The sequence below is a fragment of the Streptomyces sp. NPDC028907 genome, from assembly GCF_055564995.1.
In genome coordinates this window covers 733,964-756,715 of the sequence record NZ_JBVHVE010000001.1, presented here as the reverse complement: position 1 = coordinate 756,715, position 22,752 = coordinate 733,964, and the positions used below count along the sequence as shown (strand labels likewise).

The following is a 22,752-nucleotide window of genomic DNA, read 5'->3' as shown; positions in this document are numbered from 1 at the left end:
GACCGTAGAATTCGCGTCCAGGGGGGATCAGCGGGACTTGTGCGGCCACCAGGACAGAACGGACGTCTGTGGCCGCGCTTTGCGTTGGCGGCAGAGGGGACTGCCGTCGACGCCGGTACTCCGTTGGCCCAGAAGCGACAACATCAGGGACCAGCGTGACGAACTCGGGTGATTTCGGGGGCAGCCAGGAACTCGACCGCCTCAAGGCGATGCTTGAGATCTGGCGCACGTCTCTGGTGGACCTGAGCGGCCGCAACCGGCTGCTCAACTTCCGCCACACCAAGTCGGCGACACTGGAGATCTCGACTCCATCCGCGCAGGAACTCGTCGAAGGCCTGGCCCGTGGCTGGGACTTCGCGCCGCTCCCAGACGAGGAGCCCGAGGCCGACCAGGGTAGGCGACTCGGCGAAGTGGTCCTCTCGAAGAAGGGCGACCGCACCGACGGAGTCGTCACCCAGAAGACCACCGCGCCTTCGCTCCTGCGTGCGTTGAATAGCTTGCGCGCCAGAGCGACGCAGGTCTTCAACGACTACGGCCTGTGGACCCTCAACCTCGGCGTCGGCATGCTTCGCTGGCGTGAGGACGGAGCCGAGGCGGGCAGCGACGCCCCCCTGGTCCTGATGCCGGTGGTCATCGAGCGCGCACGCAACGGCCGGATCCGCCTCAGGTCGAGTGACGACGAGGAACCGCGTCTCAACCCGGCCCTGAAGGTGAAGCTGGAGCAATTTCATATCGACTGGACGCCGGTTCGCGAACAGGACCCTTCGGACCTGCAAGCGGTGCTCTCCGCCGCGGCCCGCGCGGTGGCGGGCAAAGCCGGATGGCAGATCGCCGACCGTGTGGTGCTCGCACTCTTCGCCTCCCACAAGGAGTCGATGTACCAGGACCTACTGGACAACGAGGATCGAGTCCTCGGCAGTGACCTCGTACGGGCGATGGCGCTCGGCCCGAACTCGGGACTCGCCTCCGACCGTTTCGACTTCGAGGAGATCGAACTCGACCGGATCGACGAACTGAGCCCGCCCGAGGACAGTCCGCTGGTGCTTGACGCCGACGCCTCGCAGCGACAGGCCGTCGCCGCGGCCGTGGCCGGACAGTCGTTCGTCCTGGACGGCCCGCCCGGCACTGGCAAGAGCCAGACGATCACCAACATGATCGCCGGTCTTATGCAGGCCGGTCGGAGTGTGCTGTTCGTCAGTGAGAAGGCGGCGGCCCTCGACGTCGTCCTGGACCGGCTGAAGTCAGTCGGACTCGACTCGTACGCCCTGGCCCTCCACAGCCACAACACCAGCCGCATGGCGGTGGCCCAGGAGCTCGGTCGGGCTCTCGCGGAGGAACCGCGCGCACCGCAGCTGTCACAGCAGACCCTGGCCCAGGCCCGGGAACTGCGCCTCGCTCTCAGCGCCTACGCCGAAGCGATGAACGAGGTCCGCGACCCGCTGGGAAGGACCCTGCACGACGTGCTCGGTCAGGTCGGCCGACTGTCCGAGGCGCCGGTGGCCTATCTGAGCCACGGTGACGACACCCCCACGGGGACAGGGGCGACGTTTCGTGCGGAAACGCTCAGCGACGAGGCCCTGCGCCTGGTCGTTGAGGCGACGAAAGCCATTTCCGAGGCTTGGGAGGCTGTCGCCGATCCGTCGTTCCCTTGGCGTGACCTGCGGGCCGGCCTGCCGCATCCACGTCCTGTGCTGGAGCAGGCACAGGCGGCACGGGACGCGCTCGCGACGGCGGTCGACCGGTACCGGGATCTCGCGCCCGGGGGAGTGCCCGTCACGGACCAGAGCGGAATCGACCGTCTGATCGCCCTCCTGCGGCTGCTCGATGTGCGGAGTCCTGTACCGGAAGCGTGGTTGACCACGGATGTCTTCGCCGACGAGGTGGATGACCGGGTCGATGCCTTCCTGGCGGAACTGCGCAAGGCGCAGCGTACGAGCGCTGCCGTCCGAGCGACGGTGGGCGAGCGGTGGCAGGAGCTGTCCACCAGGCTGACGGCTGAGCCGAAAGAAGCCGAGAAGACGCTCTCGGCGATGGCGCCGCGTGGCCTTGACCTCGCCGGACTCACGGAGGAGCGAGCGCGACAGCTCGCCGGGGAGTTTGACGCGACCGCTGGTTTGCTGGAGCGGACCCTGCAGAGCCTCGCCAGTGTCAGCCACCTCACCGGACTCACGAATCCCGGCAGCCCCGAGGAAGCACGTCAACTGTGTGACGTGATCGTCGTGGCCGGCACCGAACACCGCCCTCTCGAGCAGTGGTTGGTCCCTGAAGGTCCCGCGCGGGCGGAGGCGGCGGCGGTCGGGGCCGTCGCCGACGCACTGAGAGACTTCTTCACACGACGGGACCACGTACTCTCCGCCCAGGCCCTCGCGACGGACCATGCGGGCCCGGGGTGGGCCGAACTGCGTCAGGAAGTGAGCGCCGAGCGACCGGCCAACGAGCAGGCCCTCGCTGCACTGGCACCGCCTGGCGCCGACATCGCGTCGTTGACCGGCCGCGAGGCCGCGGCACTGGCCGGGCGGTTCGACACGCTCGCCGACACCCTTGAGACGGCCGCCGAGCACGCCGACTCAGTGGCCGAGCGCCTTGGGTGTGACCGGCCCAAGGCGACGTCCGAGGCGGAGGACCTGGCCACGCTCGTGGAGCTGGCCACAGCCTCGGACCGCACGCTCGAAGCATGGCTCGATCCCCGGGCACTTCCCGGTGTCCAGGCGGCCGTCGCGGAGATCTCCGAAGCCGCCGAAGATTTGGCTGGCGCGGAGGAGGCGGCGCGCGACACCTTCCTGCCCGACGTCGTCTCCACGCCTGAACTACCCGAAGCAGTCCACCGGCTCATGGAGGGCCGCCAGGGCCTCGCCGGCATGCTGTCCAGCGGCGTCCGGGCCGACCGGAAGCTCGTGGCCCGGCTGACGCACGGCGGCTCGTGGCGTGGCGAGCTGTACGACAAGCTGCCACTCGCTGACGCCTGGTGCACCGCTTACCGGAAGCTGCTGTCGCTGGCCACGACCCATGCCGAGCTGCTCGGCCGCTATCGGGGCACCGCGTTGCCCGACGTCCCGGCCCTGCGTAAGGCGCTCGCGCACGCTGAAGCGGTCCACGCACTCGCGCCGGAAACCGTCGCCGATCCCTACCGCCGGGGCCTGCTCGCCACTCACCTGGCCGACGGCCGAGAGGCGCTACCCACACTCGTCGAGCAGGGAACGGCGCTGCACAGCGACCTCGCCACATGGCGAAGGGATTTGGGCAGCTCGTCGCTGGCACCTCATGCGGCCGACCTCACCAAGCAGCCGCTCGACGCCGCCGCGCGCTGGCTGCGCGCCCACCTCGCCCCCTTGCGACAGGCCGTCGCGTTGCTGGACACCGTGGCCTCGGCTGGTCGCCGGGACGGCGGCCCCGGTTCCGAGCACACGCTCGCCTCCGCGCGCACGGCGGTCACAGCTGCGCACGCGGCGCAGAAGGAGACTGCCGCGTTCGCCGCTCAGGCGGTGACCGACCGCGGCCTTCTCGGCCCCTGGTACCGGGGCCTCGACACGCGAGCGGACGACCTGTACGACGCCGCGCCCAACAGTGTGACGGGCTCCGAGCCCATGGGGCAGCTCCTGCGCCACGGCCTTGACCTGACGCGACGGCAACCGGGCCCGTACGCCACGGAGCAACAGCGCGAGTTGCTGGGCCGATACGTCGATGAAGGGCACCCCCACACCGAGGCCTTGCGAGCCGCCCTGGACTCCGCTGGGCTGATCGCCCGCCTCGCACTCGACACGCTCACGGAACCGGCGCGCCGGACCAGCCTCGTAGATGTACTGGCCGACGGTCGGCCCGAACCGCGCGAACTCCTCGCGCAGACCGACCAGATCCGCCGTCACCTGGACCTATGGCAGGAGTACACCGGGCAGCCCCACCTCGCGGCGGTCGGCACAGCACTCGCCGCCCGCCCCCTCGAACGGTCGGCGAGCTGGCTCCGCGCACACGTGGAGTCCTTCGAGGACGCGGCCGACCTCATCCACTCAACCGCCCGCGTCATGGACCAGGAGACGGGCCTCACCCTGTCGCGGGCCAGGGAAGCGGTGGCCGCAGTCGTCTCCGCCCGCGCCGCCGAGTCCTCTTTCGCTGAGAACGACGTCACGTACCGAAGCCTTCTCGGTTACCTCTATCAGGGCACCGAGACAGACCGCGATGCGATCCTGGACGCGCTTGACTGGGCCCAGAAGGTCCGTCGAACCGCACATGGCGGCCACTCCGCGCCCCTGTCGCAAACGGCAGCCCGGCTGATGCTGGCCGCGTCAGCCGAACCGTCCGTCGCGGACCGCGCCGGCGACTGGAGCCGTCAGCGCGAGGCACTCGCCGGGTACTTCGAGCCTGAGCGGGCTGAGGAGCTGCGGCGCGAACTCGCCGAATCCCTCACCGCGGCACAGTCCGTCCTGTCCCGCCTCGACGACGACCCCTTCGGCCCGGAAGCGTGGACCAGCTGTGCCGACGCACTGACCCTGCTGCGCCGCTACCACCTCGACGGGCTGCCCGACCAGCTCGCACGCCGCGAGGTTTCCGCCGAGGACTTCCCCGCCACCATGGAACGTGCCGTGCTCACCGCGTGGGTCGAGCACCAGCTCGCCACCGACCAGAGGCTGAAGCCGATGCGGGCCGTGGAACGCGACCAGTTGGTGGAGCGCTTCCAGAGGGCGGACCAGGACCTGGTGGCGGCGGCACACGCCGAGGTCATCGCCGCGTGCAACTCGCGCCGCCCCCGCCGGACATCGGTGGGCCAGGCCGCCGTGATCCGCCGCGAGGCCGAGAAACAGCGACGCCACATGCCCGTACGGCACCTGCTGAAGCAGACCCGTGACGTCGTACGGCTGGTCAAGCCCTGCTTCATGATGAGCCCGCTGACGGTCAGCCAGTTCCTGCCACCGGACTTCGAGTTCGATGTCGTCGTCTTCGACGAGGCGTCGCAGGTGCTGCCCCAGGACGCCGTGAACTCCGTCTACCGGGGCAAGGCCCTCATCGTGGCGGGCGACCAGAAGCAGTTGCCGCCGACCTCGTTCTTCACCGCGGCCGGCGACAGCGGCGACGGCGACGAGTGGGACGAGGACGCCACCGACGGCTTCGAGTCCATCCTCGACATGTGCAAGGCCAGCGGAGTCCTGCGCGGGCTGCCTCTGCGCTGGCACTACCGCAGCCGGCACGAGAACCTGATCGCCTTCAGCAACCACGACTTCTACGACAACTCCATGGTCACGTTCCCGGGCGCCCTGGAACAGGGACCGGACATCGGCGTGGAGTTCATCAAGGCGGACGGCGTCTACGACCGCGGCGGGAGCAGCGACAACCCGCTCGAGGCCACCAAGGTGGCCCAGCGCGTCATCCACCACTTCGACACCCGCCCCGAGCACACCCTCGGCGTGGTCGCGTTGTCGAAGGCGCAGGCGGAGGCAATCGAGGTGGCGGTGCAGAAGGCCAGGGCGGCGCGTCCGGACCTCGACCACCACTTCACGGAGGGTCGGCTCGACGGTTTCTTCGTCAAGAACCTCGAAACAGTCCAGGGCGACGAGCGCGACGTCATCATCCTCTCCATCGGCTACGGTCCTGACCACCGGGGCAAGCTGCTGTCGACCTTTGGCCCCATCAACCGGGAGGGCGGCTGGCGACGCCTCAACGTGGCCGTGACCCGCGCCCGGCGCCGCATGGAGGTCGTCGCCTCCTTCCACGGAGGCGACCTTCCGGACAGCAACAACAAGAGCGTGCAGCACCTCAAGCGGTACCTGCAGTACGCCCAGCACGGCCCTGCGATTCTCCAGACGGAGGCCCCCGATCCGGACGCTTCCCCGGAGAGCCCCTTCGAAGAGGAAGTCATCGACGTCCTGCGCGGCTGGGGATATGAGGTCCAGCCGCAGGTGGGGGTCGCAGGCTTCCGTATCGACATGGCGGTACGGCACCCGGGCGCGCCCGGCACATATGCGCTGGGCATCGAGTGCGACGGCGCCATGTATCACTCCTCGCGGGCGGCTCGGGACCGCGACCGACTCAGGGAAGCGGTCCTGCGCGACCTGGGTTGGAGGCTGCACCGGATCTGGGGTACGGACTGGTACCGGAACCGGCGGGATGCCATGGCACGGCTGCGGGCCGCGGTGGAGGCGGCCTGTGCGGAGGATCCGCATGCGGTGCGAGTGGCGCCGCCCGTGGGGGCGGTCGGCAGCGGTGGCGACCTCGGCAACGGTGGCAGTGCGGCAGTTGTTGTGGACGGCCCCCTGAGCGCGGAGGGCGGGGAGCCTGTAGAAGTGGCAACTGGTCCGGCAGTCCCGCGAGTGGATTTCGTGACGGTCGACGCCGGCCCTGCGCCCTGGAGCCGTCCCTACCAGGAGGTCGACCTTGACCTGTTGGCAGAGGTACGTGACAGGTCGAGCAGCCAGCGAGGCATGTGGGGCGTGGAGTTGCAGGATCCCGCTGCCCTCGACGTGGTGGCGGACGTGGCGCTGTGTGTGGTCGAGGTGGAAGGGCCTGTCGAGAAGGAGGTGATCTATACCCGGGTCCGTCTCGCGTGGGGCCTCGGACGAGCCGGCCAGGTGGTTCGCGACCGCATCGACCGAGCTCTTCGCCGCCTGCTCAAGCAGGGCAAGATCGTCCACGTCGGTACGGCCTACGACAGGCCCGGCCACGAGACGGAGTTCGCCCGCACGCCGACGGAGCGGTGCGCCCGACGAGTGGCGGAGGTTCCCGTAGCGGAGCGGCAGCTCGTGCTCAGAAACGTGGTCGACGAAGGACCTGGCGTGCATCGCGAGGACCTGCTGCGGGAGACCGCTCGCTTCTTTGGGTGGGCTCGGCTCGGCGCCGATATCCGGGACGCGCTGACTGGCGACATCGGCGCGTTGATCGCCGCTGGGGACTTGATCGAGTCGGAGGGCGGCCTGATGCCCGCCGAGGGTTCTTGATTCGTTCAGGGGAGACCGAGCACGGCGCCCCCTGCCGCCGCTGCGATCACTGGTACGACTGTCAGTACTGCCAGGTACCCTCGAAGCCATCGTCAACGCGGCCCGACGGGCTTCCGCTCCACCTCGGTGGAGTCTCGAAGGACATGCCCCCACCCGCACGAGTCTCTTCGTGCTGCCTGGGAGAAGTCCTTGCTGTTCCGCGCGTCCGCGAAAACGGTCGCCGTCATGGCACTCGACGGTTCGTTGTTCCTGCACCTCACCGACAAGTTCGTCCACATGCACGGCTATCGGCCCGGCACCTCGGAGGTGCGTTCCTGGGAGCGCAGCATCCCCGCCCTGGCCGCCGCACTCAACGACGCCGGCCTGGGCGACGTGGAGGTCATGCTGGAGTACTCGCTCCCGCTGAACAGTAAGCGTGCAGACGCCGTGCTCGCGGGAGTTCATCCGGTCACGGGCGAACCGTCGTACGTCGTCGTGGAGCTGAAGCAGTGGAGCCAGGCGCTTCCTCACGAGGACGACCCCACCCTGTGCCATGTCGACGCCTATGCACAGCCGGTCCTCAACCCCATCGAGCAGGTGCGCCGCTACTGCGAATACCTCGTCAATTTCAATGGCGCGGTGGCTGAACACGGGCAACGAGTGGCCGGAGTGGCGTATCTGCACAACGCCACCGAGTTCGGCGTGACCGGGCTGCGCGAGATCGAACGGGACGGCCACGGACTGCTCTTCACCGAGGAACGCCGCGGCGCCTTCCTCGACCACCTTCGTACGAGGCTGAGCGACAAGCACCCTGGAGCCCAGGCCGCGGACGAACTCCGTGGGGGCGCCACGGTGCCGTCGAAGCAGCTCATGTCCGTGGCTGCTGAGGAGGTGCGCGACCGCACACAGTTCGTCCTCCTCGACGAGCAGCAGGTCGCGTACCGCCTGGTGCTCAACGCGGTGGAGAAGGCGAAGCACGCCGATCGCAAGGAGGTCGTCATCGTCACGGGCGGCCCCGGCACAGGCAAGAGCGTGATTGCTCTCCAACTGCTCGGCGAGCTCTACCGGCGTGGCGTTCCGGCGCTGCACGCCACCGGCTCGCAGTCGTTCACGAAGACGATGAGGAAGATCGCGGGAGCCCGCAAGCGGGAAGTCCAGGACCTGTTCAAGTACTTCAACAGCTTCATGACGGCCGAGAAGAACAGCCTGGGCGCCCTGATCTGCGATGAGGCGCACCGCATCCGGGAGACCTCGGCCAACCGGTACACGCGTGCCGAGAACCGTACGGGCAGGGCACAGATCGACGAACTCATCGACGTCGCCTACGTTCCCGTCTTCTTCCTCGACGAGCACCAGGTCGTCCGCCCCGGTGAGATGGGCACAGTGGCCGAGATCAAGGCGGCAGCGGCGAAGCGGGGGATCCCCTGCACTGTCGTCCCGCTGGACAGCCAGTTCCGCTGCGGTGGCAGCGACGCCTACCTGCGCTGGGTGGTCCGACTCCTCGGGCTGGAGGCGGGCGGGCCGGTCGTGTGGGAACCCGACGGCCGCATGCAGTTGCTGGTCGCCGACAGCCCGCAGGAGATGGAAGCCTTCCTCGAAGCGCGTCGGACCCAGGGCTATGGGGCCCGTATGTCCGCGGGCTACTGCTGGCGCTGGTCCCCGGAACCCAAGCCAGGTGCCCCGCTCCCGCCCGACGTCGTCATCGGCGACTGGGCGCGCCCCTGGAACCTGCGCGGTGACCGCTCCGTCTCCGGCGCGCCCCCGGCCGCCCTGTGGGCCACCGACCCGGCGGGCTTCGGACAGGTCGGCTGCGTCTACACCGCCCAGGGCTTCGAGTACGACTGGTCCGGCGTCATCATCGGGCCCGATCTGCTCTGGCGCGGTGACCGCTGGATCACGGACCGCACGGCGTCGAAGGACCCGGTCTTCAAGAAGTCCACCCCCGACGCCGATGTGGACCGCCTGATCCGTAATACCTACAAGGTCTTGCTGACCCGGGGCATGGTCGGCACGATCGTGTACTCGCCCGACCCGGAGACGCGACAGAAGCTGCGGGAGCTTGCGGGTGGACCGGCACGGAAAGCCGTGCCGGTCTGACGGGACGTTCGCGTGCGTTCAGACGTCGTCAGAAACCCAGGTGGGTGGATTCCGCTGAGTTTCACGCAGAAAGCGGTCGACGTCGAATCCGTGCTCGCTCAGCCGGTACTGAGCCGTGTCCAAGTGGTGCTCCTGGAAGAGATGCCGGTACCACGGCAGGAGAACGAGAAACCGTCCGAGGTGTTGCCGCCGCGCAAGAGCTGCTTCGCGGCCCCGACACCGCCCAGCTCACCCAACATCTGCACGAACCGCGTGGGGTCTCATCGATGCCCCCTTCGTGGTGCGAGGAAGAGAACGTCGAGTCCCTGTCGGCAGGCGTCCTCGTAGAGCAAGAGTCCGGGCGGTCGAACAGGGCGGTCACACTGTCCCGCCAGTAGGCGAACTTCTAAGCATGAGTCCTGGGCAAGGCGCCACTCGACGCTTCACGGCCTCCTGCCACGCAGGGTGATTCGATCCGGTATAGGGCTGTTCAGCCGTTATCTGCGCCCCGGTGTGCGGGGTGCGGAGCACCCGATTCCCGCGATGCGCGAGGTATATCCCATAGCCCCGTTCTTCATCGCCCCTTCTCATGTCACAGGCACGGACTAGGATCTGCATCCTGGGTCTGGCCATGGGGAACGGTGACCCTTGCGGGACACAAGGAGCGAGGAACAGGCATGCGGGAAGGCCGGTGGGTCACGGTCACCGAGTCCGAGTTCGATCATGAACGCCGCGGCCTGGAGGCCATCCGCGAGAAGCTGCCGGATTCCGACCCCTGGCGCGCCTGGTCGAACTTCACCTTCACGGCGAACACCGGCCACGTCCGGGAAGTGGACCTGCTGGTCGTCGCCCCCGGCGGCGTCTGCATGATCGAGCTGAAGGACTGGCACGGCTCGGTCACGTCCGAGAACGGCACCTGGGTGCAGACCACGCCCGGTGGCCGCCGCCGTACGCACGGCAACCCGCTGCACCTGGTCAACCGCAAGGCCAAGGAGCTGGCCGGCCTGCTCGCGCTGCCCGGCAACAAGCGCGTATGGGTCGCCGAGGCCGTCTGCTTCACGGACAACGGCCTTCGTGTACGTCTGCCCGCCCACGACCAGAACGGCGTCCACACCGTCGACCAGCTGGTCGAGATGCTCAGACAGCCGCCGCGCGACGAGCGGCGCCGTATCACCGCGATCGGCTCGCGCGAGATCGGGGCGGCCCTCAAGAACATCGGGATCCGCAAGAGCGACGCGCAGTACAAGGTCGGCCCGTACGAGCTGGAGCGGAAGTCCTTCGACTCCGGCCCCACCTGGGCGGACTACCTCGCCCGCCACAGCGATCTCCCCGAGGCCGCCCGCGTCCGCATCTACCTCAGCGAGCGTGGCTCCGACACCTCTCTGCGTCAGTCCGTCGAGAACGCCGCCCGGCGCGAGGCCGCGGTGCTGGGCCGTTTCAAGCACCCGGGCGCGGTCGAACTCAAGCAGTACTTCCCCTCCGGCCATGCCGCCGGCCCGGCGCTGATCTTCGACTACCACCCGGACACCCTGAAGCTGGACGAGTACCTGGTCCAGTACGGCGAGAAGCTGGACATCCTCGGCCGGATGGCGCTGGTCCGCCAGCTCGCCGAGACGATGCGCTCCGCGCACTCCAGCCGCATCCACCACCGCGCACTCGCCGCCCGCTCTGTGCTCGTCGTCCCCCGCCCCCGCGGAAGGAAGGGCAGGGCTGTGGGGGAGGAGGCCGCCTGGCTCACCCCGCAACTCCAGATCTCCGACTGGCAGATCGCGACCCAGCGCAGCAGCGACTCCTCCCAGGGCCAGGGCATGACCCGCTACGCGCCCACCACCCTGTCCGCGATGCACCTGGCCGACGACGCCGACGCCTACCTCGCCCCCGAACTCACTGCCCTCAAGCCCGACCCCGTCCACCTCGACGTGTACGGGCTCGGCGTCCTCACCTACCTGCTGGTCACCGGCAAGGCCCCGGCCGCCAGCCAGGCCGAGCTGCTGGCCCGCCTGGAGGCGGGGGAGGGCCTGCGCCCCAGCTCCCTGGTGGACGGACTGTCGGAGGACGTGGACGACCTGGTGCAGGCCGCCACCGCCTACCGGCCCGGCCAGCGCCTGGCCAGCGTGGACGAGTTCCTGGAGCTGCTGGAGGTCGTCGAGGACTCCCTCACCGCCCCGGCCCCGGCCGCCACCGGCACCGAGGGGCCGGGCGACGAGGACGACGGGACCGCCGCCGACAAGGACCCGCTTGAGGCCGTCGCCGGTGACGTGCTCGCCGGGCGGTGGGAGATCCGCCGCCGCCTCGGCACCGGCTCCACCAGCCGCGCCTTCCTGGTCCGCGACCTCCAGGCCGAGGCCCGCAAGACCCGCCCGCTGGCCGTGCTGAAGGTCGCCCTCTCCGACAACCGCGGTGAGATCCTCGCCCGTGAGGCCGAGGTCATGGGCCGCCTGCGCCCCCACTCCGGCATCATCCGCCTCGTCGAACCCGAGCCGCTGCACATGGGCGGCCGTACGGTGCTGGTGCTCGAGTACGTCGGTGACGAACGCGACGACAATGGTCAGGGTGCCGAGGCCGGGACCCGCCCACGCCGCCGCGAGGAGACCGTCGCCCGTCAGCTCCGCGACAACGGCCGCCTCCAGGTGGACCAGTTGGAGGCGTACGGCGACTACCTCTTCGGCGCGGTCGACTTCCTGGAGGGCGAGGGCGTCTGGCACCGCGACATCAAGCCGGACAACATCGCCATCCGTATCCGCCCCAACCGCACCCGCGAACTCGTCCTCATCGACTTCTCGCTCGCCGGCTATCCGGCGAACAAGACCGACGCGGGCACCGACGGCTACCTCGACCCCTTCGTCGACGTCATCACGCGCGGCACCTACGACTCGCACGCCGAGCGCTACGCCGTCGCCGTCACCCTGCACCAGATGGCCTCCGGCGAGCTGCCCAAGTGGGGCGACGGCACTGTCCTGCCGCGCATGACCGACGCGAAGGAGTGGCCGTACCCGACCATCGCGGCCGAGGCCTTCGACCCGGCCGTACGGGACGGACTGGTCGCCTTCTTCCAGAAGGCCCTGCACCGCGACGCGGGCAAGCGATTCCCCGAGCTGAAGCCGATGAGGGACGCCTGGCGCAAGGTCTTCCTCGACGCCTCGCAGACGGTCCCGTCCAGCCACCGTTCCCGGCACCCGGCCGCCGCGACCACGGGAGAGGGGACACCCGCCGAGGGCACCGCCGCTGCGGCAATCGCGGACGCCGAGCCGGAGAGCGCGGAGCAGCAGCGCGACCGGCTCGCCGCCGAGGTCACCCGGGACACCCCGCTGACCGTGTCCGGCCTCACTCCCGCCGCCCAGTCCTTCCTCTACGGCCTGGGCATCACGACAGTCGGAGAACTGCTCGACTACAGCCGCCGCAAGCTCGTCAATGCCCCCGGCCTCGGCGCCAAGACCCGCAACGAGGTCCAGCAGCGCCAGCGTGAGTGGGGCGAGCGGCTGCGCGAGATCCCCGTCTCGCCGCTGACACCGAAGGGGCGAGCGGAAGCCAAGGAGGAGCTGGATCAGCTCACCGCCGCCGAGTCGGCCCTCGTCGGCGAACTCGCCACGGGCCCCTCGGCGGGCGCGCTGCCCCCGCGCACCCTGCGCTCCGTCAGCCTCGACACCCTCGCCACCGTCTTCGTGCCTGCCGTCAACAACAACGGCTCCAACCGCAACAAGGCGGAGATGGTACGGCTGTTGCTGCGCCTGCCCGACGAGCATGGGGTCCTGCCGGACATCGGGGTCTGGCCGAAGCAGAAGGATGTCGCGGAGGGCCTTGGGCTGAGCCATGGCCGTATCCCGCAGATGCTCAAGGAGGAGCGCAAGCGCTGGAAGGCCGAGCCTGCCGTCCAGGCGCTGCGCGAGGAGATCATCGACCTGCTGGTGAGCATGGGCCGGGTCGCCTCGGCGGTGGAGATCGCGGATGCCCTGGCGGTCCGGCGTGGCACGCATCTCGCCGGGCGCGAGCAGCGGCGCGCGATGGCGCTGGCGGCGGTACGGGCCGTGGTCGAGGTGGAGCAACTGGCCCCACAGGAGGCCGAGTTCCAGCACCAGCCGAACCGCAAGGCGACGGACGAGTCCCTGGGCGCCGGCCTGCTCGCCCTCGACGTACGGGAGACCGACGGACCGGACACCCCGACCGCGCCGGGCCTCCTGGAGTACGCGGCACGGCTGGGCAAGACGGCGGACAGGCTCGCGAGGCTGGACACGTTGCCGACGGCGGCGACCGTTCTGGCCGAGCTGGGAGCGCTCACGGTGCCGCCGGGTGCGGTGGACTGGGACGAGCGGCGCATGGTGGAGTTGGCGGCTGCAGCGTCCGTGAACGCTGCCGCCACTCCGCGCCTGGAGATCTACCCGCGCGACCTGTCGCTGGTCAGAGCGCTGCGCCTCACGCAGGCCGGGCTTGTCCGCTGGATCCCGGGTATGCCGGAGGGGCAGCAGCCGGGTCTGACCGGGGAGGCGGTGCATGAGCGGGTCCGTGCTCGCTTCCCGGAGATGGTCGTTCCGGATGGGCGTGGCGGCACGCACCACGAACTGCCGACGGGGGGCCCGCTCACCAAGGCGTTGCGTGACGCCGGCTTCGAACTGTCGCTCAACATGCACGAACGCGAGGGCGTGCTGCGCTACTTGCCGACGCGGGTCGATGACGCGTCGAGCTACCTCACGACGGGTGCGTGGCGGCAGTCGACGCGTACGGGTGCGGTGACGCGGTACGCCGACGATCCGCAGCTCGCGGGCGCGGTGCACGCGGAGGAACGGCTGCTCGCGTCGGCCCGCCGGGACGGGTTCCGGGTGCTGACCGTACGGCAGCAGTTGGTGCGGGACGCGGTGCGGGAGCTGGGTGCCGGGCGGTTGGGTACGGATGCGGTGTCGGTGACGGAGCTGTTCCTCGAGGCGCTGCATGCGCAGGTCACGCCTGGCACCAAGCCCACTTGGGAGACGCTGCTGAAGGCGGATGCCGCAGAGGCGGGTTCGAAGGGGGCGGTGCGGTTCGCGGAGTTTGCGCGGACGGCGTGGGGTGTGGTGGAGCCTCGGATCGCGGAGCTGGTGGAGGTCGGTGGCGGGGGAGGCGGGGCCGGTCCTGTGCTGCTGACGGAGGCCGGGGTGTTCGCGCGGTACGACGCGATGGGGGTCCTGGACCGGCTGGCGTCGGTGGCTCGGCGGGGCGGGCGGGGGCTGTGGCTCCTGGTTCCGCAGGCCGACCCGTCGCGGGAGCCCCGGCTGGGGCAGGTGGCCGTGCCGTATCAGGCCGGCCTGGGGGAGTGGATTCAGCTTCCGGATACGTGGGTGGGTAATGCCCATCGGGGGTCCGGTGAGGGCGTGGCCAGTGCTAGTGCCAGTGGTGTCGAGGGAGACGTCAAGTGATCGACCGCAAGGCTCTGTTGGATGACCTGAAGCAGCAGGTCAAGGCGGTCGAGACTGACCTTGGGCGCCAGGTGAAGGCGCTGGAGGGCGTCGGTGCGCGGCTGAGGGCTGAGTACGACCAGGCGCGCAAGCTGGGGCGTACGGCGGCGACGTGGACCTCGTGGCTGGACGAGCGGGTTACGCAGGTCGCGGTGGCGTGGGTCCTGGGGAGTGTCTTCGTACGGTTCTGTGAGGACAACCGACTGATCCCGGAGCCGTATCTGACGGGGCCGGACGAGGATCGGCGCGAGCTGGCGGAGTCTCGGTACGACGCGTATGTGGAGTCGGATGAGGATCCGACGTATCGCGGGTGGCTGGAGAAGGCGTTCGAGGAGCTGGGGCAGGGGCAGGCGGGGCGGCTTCTTTTTGATAAGCGGCACAACCCGCTGTATCAGGTTCCGCTTTCGCATGATGGGGCTCGGGAGCTGGTGGAGTTCTGGCGGGGGAGGGACGAGGGGGGTGTCCTTGTCCATGACTTCACCGACCCGCTGAACGAGGACGGTACGGAAGGGTGGGACACGCGGTTCCTGGGGGATCTGTATCAGGACCTGAGTGAGGCGGCGCGGAAGACGTATGCGCTGCTGCAGACACCGGAGTTCGTGGAGGAGTTCATCCTCGACCGGACGATGAATCCGGCTGTGCGGGAGTTCGGGTACAAGGAACTGAAGATGATCGACCCTACGTGTGGGTCGGGGCACTTTGTGTTGGGGGCGTTTCGCCGGTTGGTGCGGCTGTGGGGGGAGGGGCAGCCTGGGCGTGACGTGCACGAGCGGGTGCGGGCTGCGCTGGACTCGGTGCACGGTGTGGATATCAACCCGTTTGCGGTGGCCATTGCTCGGTTCCGGTTGCTGGTCGCGGCTATGGCGGCGAGTGGTGTGCGGGCGCTGAGGGAGGCTGCGAAATATGAGTGGCCGATTCATCTGGCAGTGGGTGACTCGCTCATCAAACACCGACACAAGCAAGGGAATCTGTTTGACGGCTTGGAGGAGGAGGGCACGGATGAGCTGGCCGACTTCAAGTATGAGACTGAGGATGTACACGAGCATCCGGAGATTTTGCGGCCGGGGCGGTATCACGTGGTGGTGGGGAATCCGCCGTATATCACGGTGAAGGACAAGAAGCTCAATGAGCTTTATCGGGGGCTGTACGATGCTTGTTCGGGTACGTACGCATTGTCTGTGCCATTTGCTCAGCGGTTCTTCGAGCTCGCGAAGGTTGGAGACACGGAGAGCGGGCTCTGCTATGGAATGGTCGGGCAGATCACCGCAAATTCCTTCATGAAGCGAGAATTCGGGACTCGACTTATTGAGACGTATTTCGGTCACGAGGTGGAACTGACCGAGGTTATTGACACCTCAGGGGCTTACATTCCGGGGCATGGGACACCTACGGTCATCCTTGTGGGGAAGCGACGCGGCGGAATTAGACGCTCGGGGGTCATCCGCACTGTGCGAAGCATCCAGGGTGAGACGTCCCCGCCGGAAAAGGCTGAGAACGGCAAGGTCTGGAACGCAATCGTGGACCAGATCGACAGGCCAGGATCCGTCACCCGGTGGGTTTCGGCAGATGATCTGGAGCGCCGGCGCTATTTCGGCAAGCAGCCCTGGGTTCTGGTCGACGGTGGCCTTGAGATGGTTGAGCAGCTCTATAGCGCATCCACTGGCCAGCTCGGCAGCATGGCCGACGCTATTGGCCGCACCACTCACACTGGCCTCGATGACGCTTTCTACATGCCTGTGTCAGCGTCCAAGACTCTCTCCTTGACGGACTACTCAGTGCCAGTAGTGCTTGGCGATGGGGTGCGAGACTTCGAGGCTACTGCACCCAACGTAACATTCTTCCCCTATGGTCAAGATGGACACCCGCGGGCAGTCAATACGCACGGATCTACTTTCTTGTGGCCCAATCGAACCGCACTCCAGCGACGAATTGACTTCGGTCAGACACCAACGGAACGAGGCCTCCGCTGGTTCGACCACAGCATGTTCTTCCCTAAGAGGTATGCCTCGCCCCTCGGAATCACATTCTCATTCGTGGCGACACACAACCACTTCGCACTGGACCGTGGTGGAAAGGTCTATAACCGCCATGCACCAGTAATTAAGCTGCGGGAGAATATGGGCGAAGAGGAGCACTTGCGACTGCTTGGGCTTCTAAGTAGCTCTACAACCTGCTTTTGGCTTAAGATGGTCAGCCATGGTAGGGGGAACGGCGGAGTCAACGAGGGACTTCGGGGCGAGAAATGGGAGGAGTTCTATGAATTCACAGGAACCAAGCTCCAAGAATTCCCGCTGCCGGCCGAGTACCCCGCCCGTCTTGGCGCCGCCCTGGATGTTCTAGTTCAAGAACTCGCGGCGACCAGCCCCTCAAGTATTGTGGCGCAGGGAGTACCGAAACCCGCCGCCCTGTACGCGGCCAGGGCCTCGTGGGAGGCCATCCGTGCGCGGATGGTTGCTTTGCAAGAAGAACTCGACTGGCAAGTCTACGCCCTCTATGGAATTTACGACGACCTCCGAGCCCCGGAATCCGACGTTCCCGAACTAGCCCCTGGGCAGCGGGCCTTCGAATTTGTCCTCGCTCGCCGAGCCAAAGAGGGCACCGCGTCCACCGACTGGTTCAGGCGTCACAACATCACAGCATCGATCCACTTCCCAGAAGACTGGCCCTCCACATACCGGGAGGTTGTTCAGAAGCGGATCCACGCCATCGAGTCGTCCCGCGCCATCGGCATGGTTGAGCGTCCCGAGTACAAGCGTCGCTGGGCCACCGAAGGATGGGACGTGCTCCAGGAGAAGGCACTGCGATCCTGGCTGCTCGACCGGATGGAGAAGCGGGACCACTGGTTCGACGAGAACGGTCAGCCCACCATCCTCAACCTGGCCCGTCTCACCGACGTCCTCTCCCGCGATGAGGACTTCGTCTCCGTCGCCAAACTCTATGCGCCCCGCAAGGAACTCGCGAAGGTCGTCGCCGAGCTGATCACCGACGAGCACGTGCCGTTCCTCTCCGCCCTCCGCTACAAGCCCTCTGGCCTGAAGAAGCGCGCCGACTGGGAAGAGGTGTGGGACCTCCAGCGCAAGGAGGATGCCGCACCCGACGAGCCCTCCAAGCGGAAGATCCGGGACTCCATCCCCGTGCCGCCGAAGTACACCTCGGCTGACTTCCTCCGCCCCTCCTACTGGAGGGCGCGCGGCAAGCTCGATGTGCCCAAGGAGCGGTTCGTCTCCTACGGGCAGTCCAACGCCGCCACCCCCGAGCTGTACGGCTGGGCCGGCTGGGACCACCGTGAGCAGGCCCAGGCCCTCGCCACGTACTTCACCAACACCGCCCTGTCCACCGAGGAGATCACGCCCTTCCTCGCCGGCCTGCTGGAACTCCAGCCGTGGCTGTCCCAGTGGCACAACGAGTTCGACATGCTCTACAGCGGCTCCCCGGCGGACTTCTTCGCCGGTTACCGCCAGCAGAAGCAGGGCGAGCACGGACTCACGGACGACGATCTCCGTAACTGGAAGCCCCCGGCCGCAACCCGAGCTCGTCGGACAGCCGTGAAGAAGTAGCCGTAAACGACTCGGTGTTGTGCCCGTACGCCGATACCGAGTCGGTTGGACGAGGGGCCGCCGGGTGCGTGTGCGAGGGGCCCCCGGTCGGTACGCGCAGCTCCGCCCAGACCGTTTTGCCGGGGGCGGCTTGGCGCGGGGTGACGCCCCAGTGGTCCGCGAGGACATCGACGAGGTGGAGGCCGCGGCCGGACTCGGATGCGGAGTCGGGGGTCGGGGGAGTCGACGGGGGCTGTTTCTCGGCTCGGGTGTCGGTCACCTCGATGCGGAACGTCTCGTCGGCCAGGGTGAGTTGGAGATGGAAGTCCCGGCCGGGGACGTGGCCGTGCTGTACCGCGTTGGCGGTCAGTTCTGCCGCGATGAGGGTGAGCGTTTCGTTGACCGGGGTCGTGTACGGGTAGCCCCACTCGTTCAGGCGGTGCGAGACGAGGCGGCGGGCGAGGCGGGCGCCGCGCGGCGTTGAGGTGAACCGCATGGCGAACTCGCGTTCGGGTGCGGTGGGCTCTGGCATATGCCCGTTCGTGGGAGTTGCTGACTTCATGAGGTGAACGGTTGCGGACTGTGCGTAGCGTTGAACAGGAGTGATGCGCTGACCGGTACGGGTTGTATGCGTTGGCGGTGCGCTTGTGTGCGGTGCGGGGCGTGACCGGTTCCCAAGCCGTGCGTTGGGTGGAGTCCGGTGGCTGTGGTACGGGAGGAGCGGCGACGTGAGCGACGAGGTTCAGCAGCCGGAGTATGAGTTCGGGACGGGCATTCTGTGCGTGTTCGGGCGGCAGCTGAAGCTGTTCCGGGAGCGGGCGGGGCTGGACCGGACGAAGTTCGGGTCGCTGACGGGGTATTCGGCCTCGACCATCGCGGCGTTCGAGCAGGGGAAGAGGATTCCGCCGCCGAAGTTCATCGACCGGGCGGATGAAGTGCTCGACGCGGGCGGGGTGTTGAGCGCAAGTAAGGAGGAGGTGGCTCGCGCTCAGTATCCGGCGTTCTTCCGGGATGCGGCGCGGTTGGAGGCGGAGGCCGTTGAGCTGCATGTGTACGCGAACCAGGCGGTGCCTGGGCTGTTGCAGACCGATGAGTACGCGCGGGCGGTGTTCACCAATTGGCGGCCCCTGCTGCACGAGGACGTCGTTGAGCAGCGGGTGGCTGCGCGACTGGCTCGGCAGGAGATCTTCTGCCGTACGCAACTGCCCACCATCAGCTTTGTCATCGAGGAGTCGGTGCTGCGTAGGCCGCTGGGCGGATGGGGCGTCATGCGAGGCCAGTTGGAGCACATCCTGCTGCAAGGGCAGCGGCGTAACGTGGAAATTCAGGTGCTGCCGATCGAGCGGGAAGAGCACGCTGGACTGGCTGGTCCGTTCACCTTGATCGAAACGAAGGAAGGGCGCAGGATCGCGTACGTGGAGGCACAACAGGACAGCCGCCTCTACACGGCGCGGAAGCCGGTCCGGGAGATCGAGGAGCAGTACGGACTCCTACGAGCCCAAGCGCTCACTCCGCGCGAGTCGCTGGCCTTCGTCGAGAAGTTGCTTGGAGAGAGATGAACGCCCAACAGCCCATAACGCCGGTGCCTGAGTCGGCCTGGTTCAAGAGCAGTTACAGCAGCGGGGCGGGTGGGGAGTGCGTCGAGGTCGCCGCATGCCCCGGCAGGGTGCACGTCCGCGACTCGAAGGACACGACCCGTACCGCACTAGCCGTACAACCCACGGCGTGGACCGCGTTCGTCGAGTTCGCTGCACTCTGACAGGCGCTGGGCCCTCGGCAGGTGCGCACGTGCCGAGGGCCCAGCGCTTCTCTCAACAGGGGGCAGACCCTCCCGCGTTCGGCATCAGGGCTACACCCCTTTGTCCCCTGGGGATGAGCGACTGCCCGCCGGGGAGGCGCTGGTGCGCGAGCCGATGAGAGTCGCCCCTCTGAAGCATGGCCCGCCGTCACGATCGGTCAGTGCAACGCCCGCCGCGCCGCACTGATGAGACGGTGCGCGTCAACGCCGTACACGGCGGACTCCCGGAGTGTCCTCCAGGTGCGCAGATAGGTGTCCACACTGGCCTCGTCGTCGATCCACAACTCCGCGTGCCAGTTCTCCACGATCACCTGGCGATCGTCGTAGATCCAGAAGGCGGTGGCCGGAGGGATCTTAAGGGCGGCGGAGAGCGGGATGATCCCCAGTTCGACCGTGGTGAGGCCGATGACTCCCATGAGGCGGTCGAGCTGGGCGGCGAGCACCGACGGAGGGCAGATCTGGGCGTGCAGGGCGGCTTCCCACAGGATGAGGTGGAAACGCTTCGACGAGTCGTAGAGCGCTTCCTGCCGTCTCATCCGAGAGCGCACTGCCTGCTCGGTGTCGCGCGGTGATCTCTGTAGCTCCGCGTATCTCGTGAAGATCGACTGCGCGTACTCCGGCGTTTGGAGAATCCCGAAAATCATGGACGACTCCCAGCCACGGAATACAGAGGCGTCGGCATGGGCGCGGAGGTGAGTGTCCTGGACCGCCTTGTGCCCAGAGGCCAGCTGTCGCCGCCATGACCGGATGTGCGACTCGAAGCCCCGCAGTCGCCCGAGCAGTTCGTCGTACGCCTCCGGTTGGCCGGTTGCCTCCGCCCACCTGCGCAGGCAGTCGGGCGTTGGCGTTGTCCGGCCGTTTTCCAGCTTGCTGACCTTCGACTTGTGCCATCCGCACCTGTCGGCCAGCTCGGTACCGGTGAGACGACTGCCGGGGGCTGACAGCCGTAGCTCCCGGAGGCGTATCCCGAGGGCTTCGCGTGCCTTCTGGTAGTCCGTGCTCACCGGTACACACCTGTTTCTGTTACTCCTTCACGGCCAGGCCGGCCGCGAACTCCTCGTACGGGACCGCGTGGTGCATGGCCGCATCGCGCACCATGGAGTACCGCACCACCTCGGCGGGCTCCGTGATCAGTTCGACCCCTACCAGGTCGTCGGCATCGTCGAACTTGAGCAACGCGACCATCCGTGAGTCGAAGATCCAGAAGTCTTCGGAGGGGAGGTTCAGCCGGTCGGCGTCGACGCGCCGGAGATTCATGATCCGCTCGCCGACAGCGCTGTTGCGACGTGCGTTGTCGAGCAAGTACAGCTGACCTGTCGTGGGCGGGTTGTCGACGATGCGTACCCGTCCCACCCGCTTGCCGAGCGCGGCTTGGGCGCGCCGGTTGGCACACCATTCCGAGTCCTGGTCGTCCCAGTTCACCGGCTCACCTCGGGTGAACTGGGCGTAGGTCTCGGTGACCTCGTCCGACGCGTAGCGACGCCGAGTTTCCAGCCGCCAGGCCGTGTGCTCGAACTGGGTGAAGAGCCGGTCGAACTCGTTCAGGTCGATGACCTTCGCCTTGCGGGTCATGTCCTTGGGCCCCCAATCCACGAGGAGTTCGCGTGGCACCACGACCGGCACCTCGCCCTCGCCCAGGTGCCGGAGCCGGGCGATGTCCTCGGGGTCGGTGAGCGGCGGGCCGTGCACGATGACCTCGCCCGTGTCGAGGTCCTCATGGACAGACGGACACCCATTGACGCCGCTACCCGTCCCGTTGAAGCGCAGCCGTCGCACCATGAGCAGTTCCTTTCACAGGGGACCAATGCGTCAAGCCTCCCCACGGGCGGCGCCTCATGCGCGCTGTTCAGACGGGCCATATGAGGAACTTCGAGGAACTTCTCCGTGAAGTCAAGCAACTTCGAGGAACTTCCCTGTCCCCCGGTCCCCGCCCATCCCTAACGTCTCGCTCATGGCTACAACGCAACAGGCTCAGGACACCGACCCTCTCGCGGCCGCGGAGGCCCTGAAGGCGGCACTCTCTCAGGCAGGCGTCGTGCTGCCCTCGCTCGCGGTCGATGCCGGCTCGCCCGCTCTCGGGCTCGTGGAACTGGGCCGCGTACGCGCCGACGTGGCCATGCGACTGGCAGATGCGCTCCGGCAGGGCGGCGAGAAATGAGCAGCCAGCCCGGGGAGACCTGGCGAGGACGGCGGTCTGCCGCCCCGGTTGACGTTGCGGGTCTCCGCCCCGTACGAGGATCTGCACGCGGAGTGCCGCCAGACCGAGGACGTTCCTCTTTCCTTCGCCACCGGACTCCTGCTCGTGCGCCGCTGCACCTGTCTGTGTCACGGCTACAACCGCCAGGATTCCACCCAAGTCGCCCGATCCGGCCAGGTCAGCCGGCAGCCCTCGCTGGAGCGGGATGTTCAGGGCGCCCGTGCCGCGCTTCCAGCCCACGAGGGGCCGACATGCGGAACGGGCTCGCATCAGTCCGGCACGACCATTCTCCGAAGGAGTAGTCCATGACCGTCACGATCGACCGACCCACGAGCACCCGCACACGGGATCCGAAGGAACTCCTCAACGCCGTCCAGCCCCGCGTCAAGCACCTGACGATCAACGTGCTGGACAGCGGCATGCCCCTGTGGGACCGCGAGGTCGCCCTACTGCTGCGCGACCACACGATGGTCCGCGACATGGCCGAACGCATCCTCGGCAACGCCATCATGTACACCATCGGCTGCATGGAGCACCCCGAGGTCCACCTGGGTGTCGGCAAGCTCGTCGACATCGGCGTTCACCAGCTCATCCTCGACACACCCGTGTGGTGGGCCCTCTGCGACACGTACAACGAGGGCCGCTACAAGCACCACGCCCCGTTCATCGAGCGCCGTCGCGACGGCCTGTGCCTGCGCACGGCGGACTTCCTGCAGTCCATCGGCTTCGACGTCGACGAGGAACTGTGGGCGATCGACGGCACGGACTGCTCGCCGTGTGACAACAAGGTCCCCGACAGCCACTGAACGGCCCTACC

11 protein-coding genes are annotated in these 22,752 nt (G+C 67.8%); 8 read left to right on the top strand and 3 right to left on the bottom strand.

The genetic code is table 11. From position 1 onward, the window contains the following. Nucleotides 1–155: 155 nt before the first annotated feature. The 4 genes from ACZ4UU_RS03325 (at nt 156) to pglX (ending at nt 17,961) form a co-directional block, all read left to right on the top strand. A complete protein-coding gene (locus ACZ4UU_RS03325) occupies nt 156–6,923 on the top strand; it encodes a DUF3320 domain-containing protein (protein WP_468036203.1) in 6,768 nt (2,255 codons plus the stop codon). A 189-nt stretch (nt 6,924–7,112) separates the two neighbouring features. Then, complete coding sequence (locus tag ACZ4UU_RS03320; RefSeq protein WP_468036202.1) at nt 7,113–8,999, top strand: DUF2075 domain-containing protein; 1,887 nt, start codon at nt 7,113–7,115, stop codon at nt 8,997–8,999. Between the two features lie 656 nt (nt 9,000–9,655). Beyond that, on the top strand, nt 9,656–14,365 hold the full coding sequence (gene pglW / locus ACZ4UU_RS03315) for a BREX system serine/threonine kinase PglW (RefSeq protein WP_468036201.1): 4,710 nt from the start codon (nt 9,656–9,658) through the stop codon (nt 14,363–14,365). Continuing rightward, a complete protein-coding gene (pglX, locus tag ACZ4UU_RS03310; protein ID WP_468036200.1) occupies nt 14,362–17,961 on the top strand; it encodes a BREX-2 system adenine-specific DNA-methyltransferase PglX in 3,600 nt (1,199 codons plus the stop codon). The genes pglW and pglX overlap by 4 nt, the downstream gene beginning before the upstream one ends. Here pglX and ACZ4UU_RS03305 read toward each other — a convergent pair. Then, nucleotides 17,888–18,472 (bottom strand): ATP-binding protein, encoded by a 585-nt coding sequence (locus ACZ4UU_RS03305; RefSeq protein ID WP_468036199.1) that lies wholly within the window; start codon nt 18,470–18,472, stop codon nt 17,888–17,890. The genes pglX and ACZ4UU_RS03305 overlap by 74 nt on opposite strands. 196 nt (nt 18,473–18,668) lie before the next feature. Between ACZ4UU_RS03305 and ACZ4UU_RS03300 the strand changes: the two genes are divergently transcribed. Next, nucleotides 18,669–19,499 (top strand): helix-turn-helix domain-containing protein, encoded by an 831-nt coding sequence (locus ACZ4UU_RS03300; protein WP_468036198.1) that lies wholly within the window; start codon nt 18,669–18,671, stop codon nt 19,497–19,499. Further along, the gene (locus ACZ4UU_RS03295; protein ID WP_468036197.1) at nt 19,496–19,699 is read left to right on the top strand and encodes a DUF397 domain-containing protein; all 204 of its coding nucleotides are present in this window, start codon (nt 19,496–19,498) and stop codon (nt 19,697–19,699) included. The genes ACZ4UU_RS03300 and ACZ4UU_RS03295 overlap by 4 nt, the downstream gene beginning before the upstream one ends. A 197-nt stretch (nt 19,700–19,896) precedes the next feature. On the opposite strand, the gene ACZ4UU_RS03290 is transcribed toward ACZ4UU_RS03295, so the two are convergent. Both ACZ4UU_RS03290 and ACZ4UU_RS03285 read right to left on the bottom strand, forming a co-directional pair. Beyond that, the gene (locus tag ACZ4UU_RS03290) at nt 19,897–20,742 is read right to left on the bottom strand and encodes a helix-turn-helix domain-containing protein (RefSeq protein WP_468036196.1); all 846 of its coding nucleotides are present in this window, start codon (nt 20,740–20,742) and stop codon (nt 19,897–19,899) included. A gap of 19 nt (nt 20,743–20,761) precedes the next feature. Beyond that, the gene (locus ACZ4UU_RS03285) at nt 20,762–21,517 is read right to left on the bottom strand and encodes a DUF6879 family protein (protein WP_468036195.1); all 756 of its coding nucleotides are present in this window, start codon (nt 21,515–21,517) and stop codon (nt 20,762–20,764) included. Between the two features lie 172 nt (nt 21,518–21,689). Between ACZ4UU_RS03285 and ACZ4UU_RS03280 the strand changes: the two genes are divergently transcribed. Beyond that, nucleotides 21,690–21,896 (top strand): hypothetical protein, encoded by a 207-nt coding sequence (locus ACZ4UU_RS03280; protein ID WP_468036194.1) that lies wholly within the window; start codon nt 21,690–21,692, stop codon nt 21,894–21,896. Nucleotides 21,897–22,240: 344 nt separating this feature from the next. Next, nucleotides 22,241–22,741, top strand: coding sequence for a hypothetical protein (locus ACZ4UU_RS03275; protein WP_468036193.1), 501 nt, complete (start codon nt 22,241–22,243; stop codon nt 22,739–22,741). Nucleotides 22,742–22,752 lie beyond the last annotated feature (11 nt).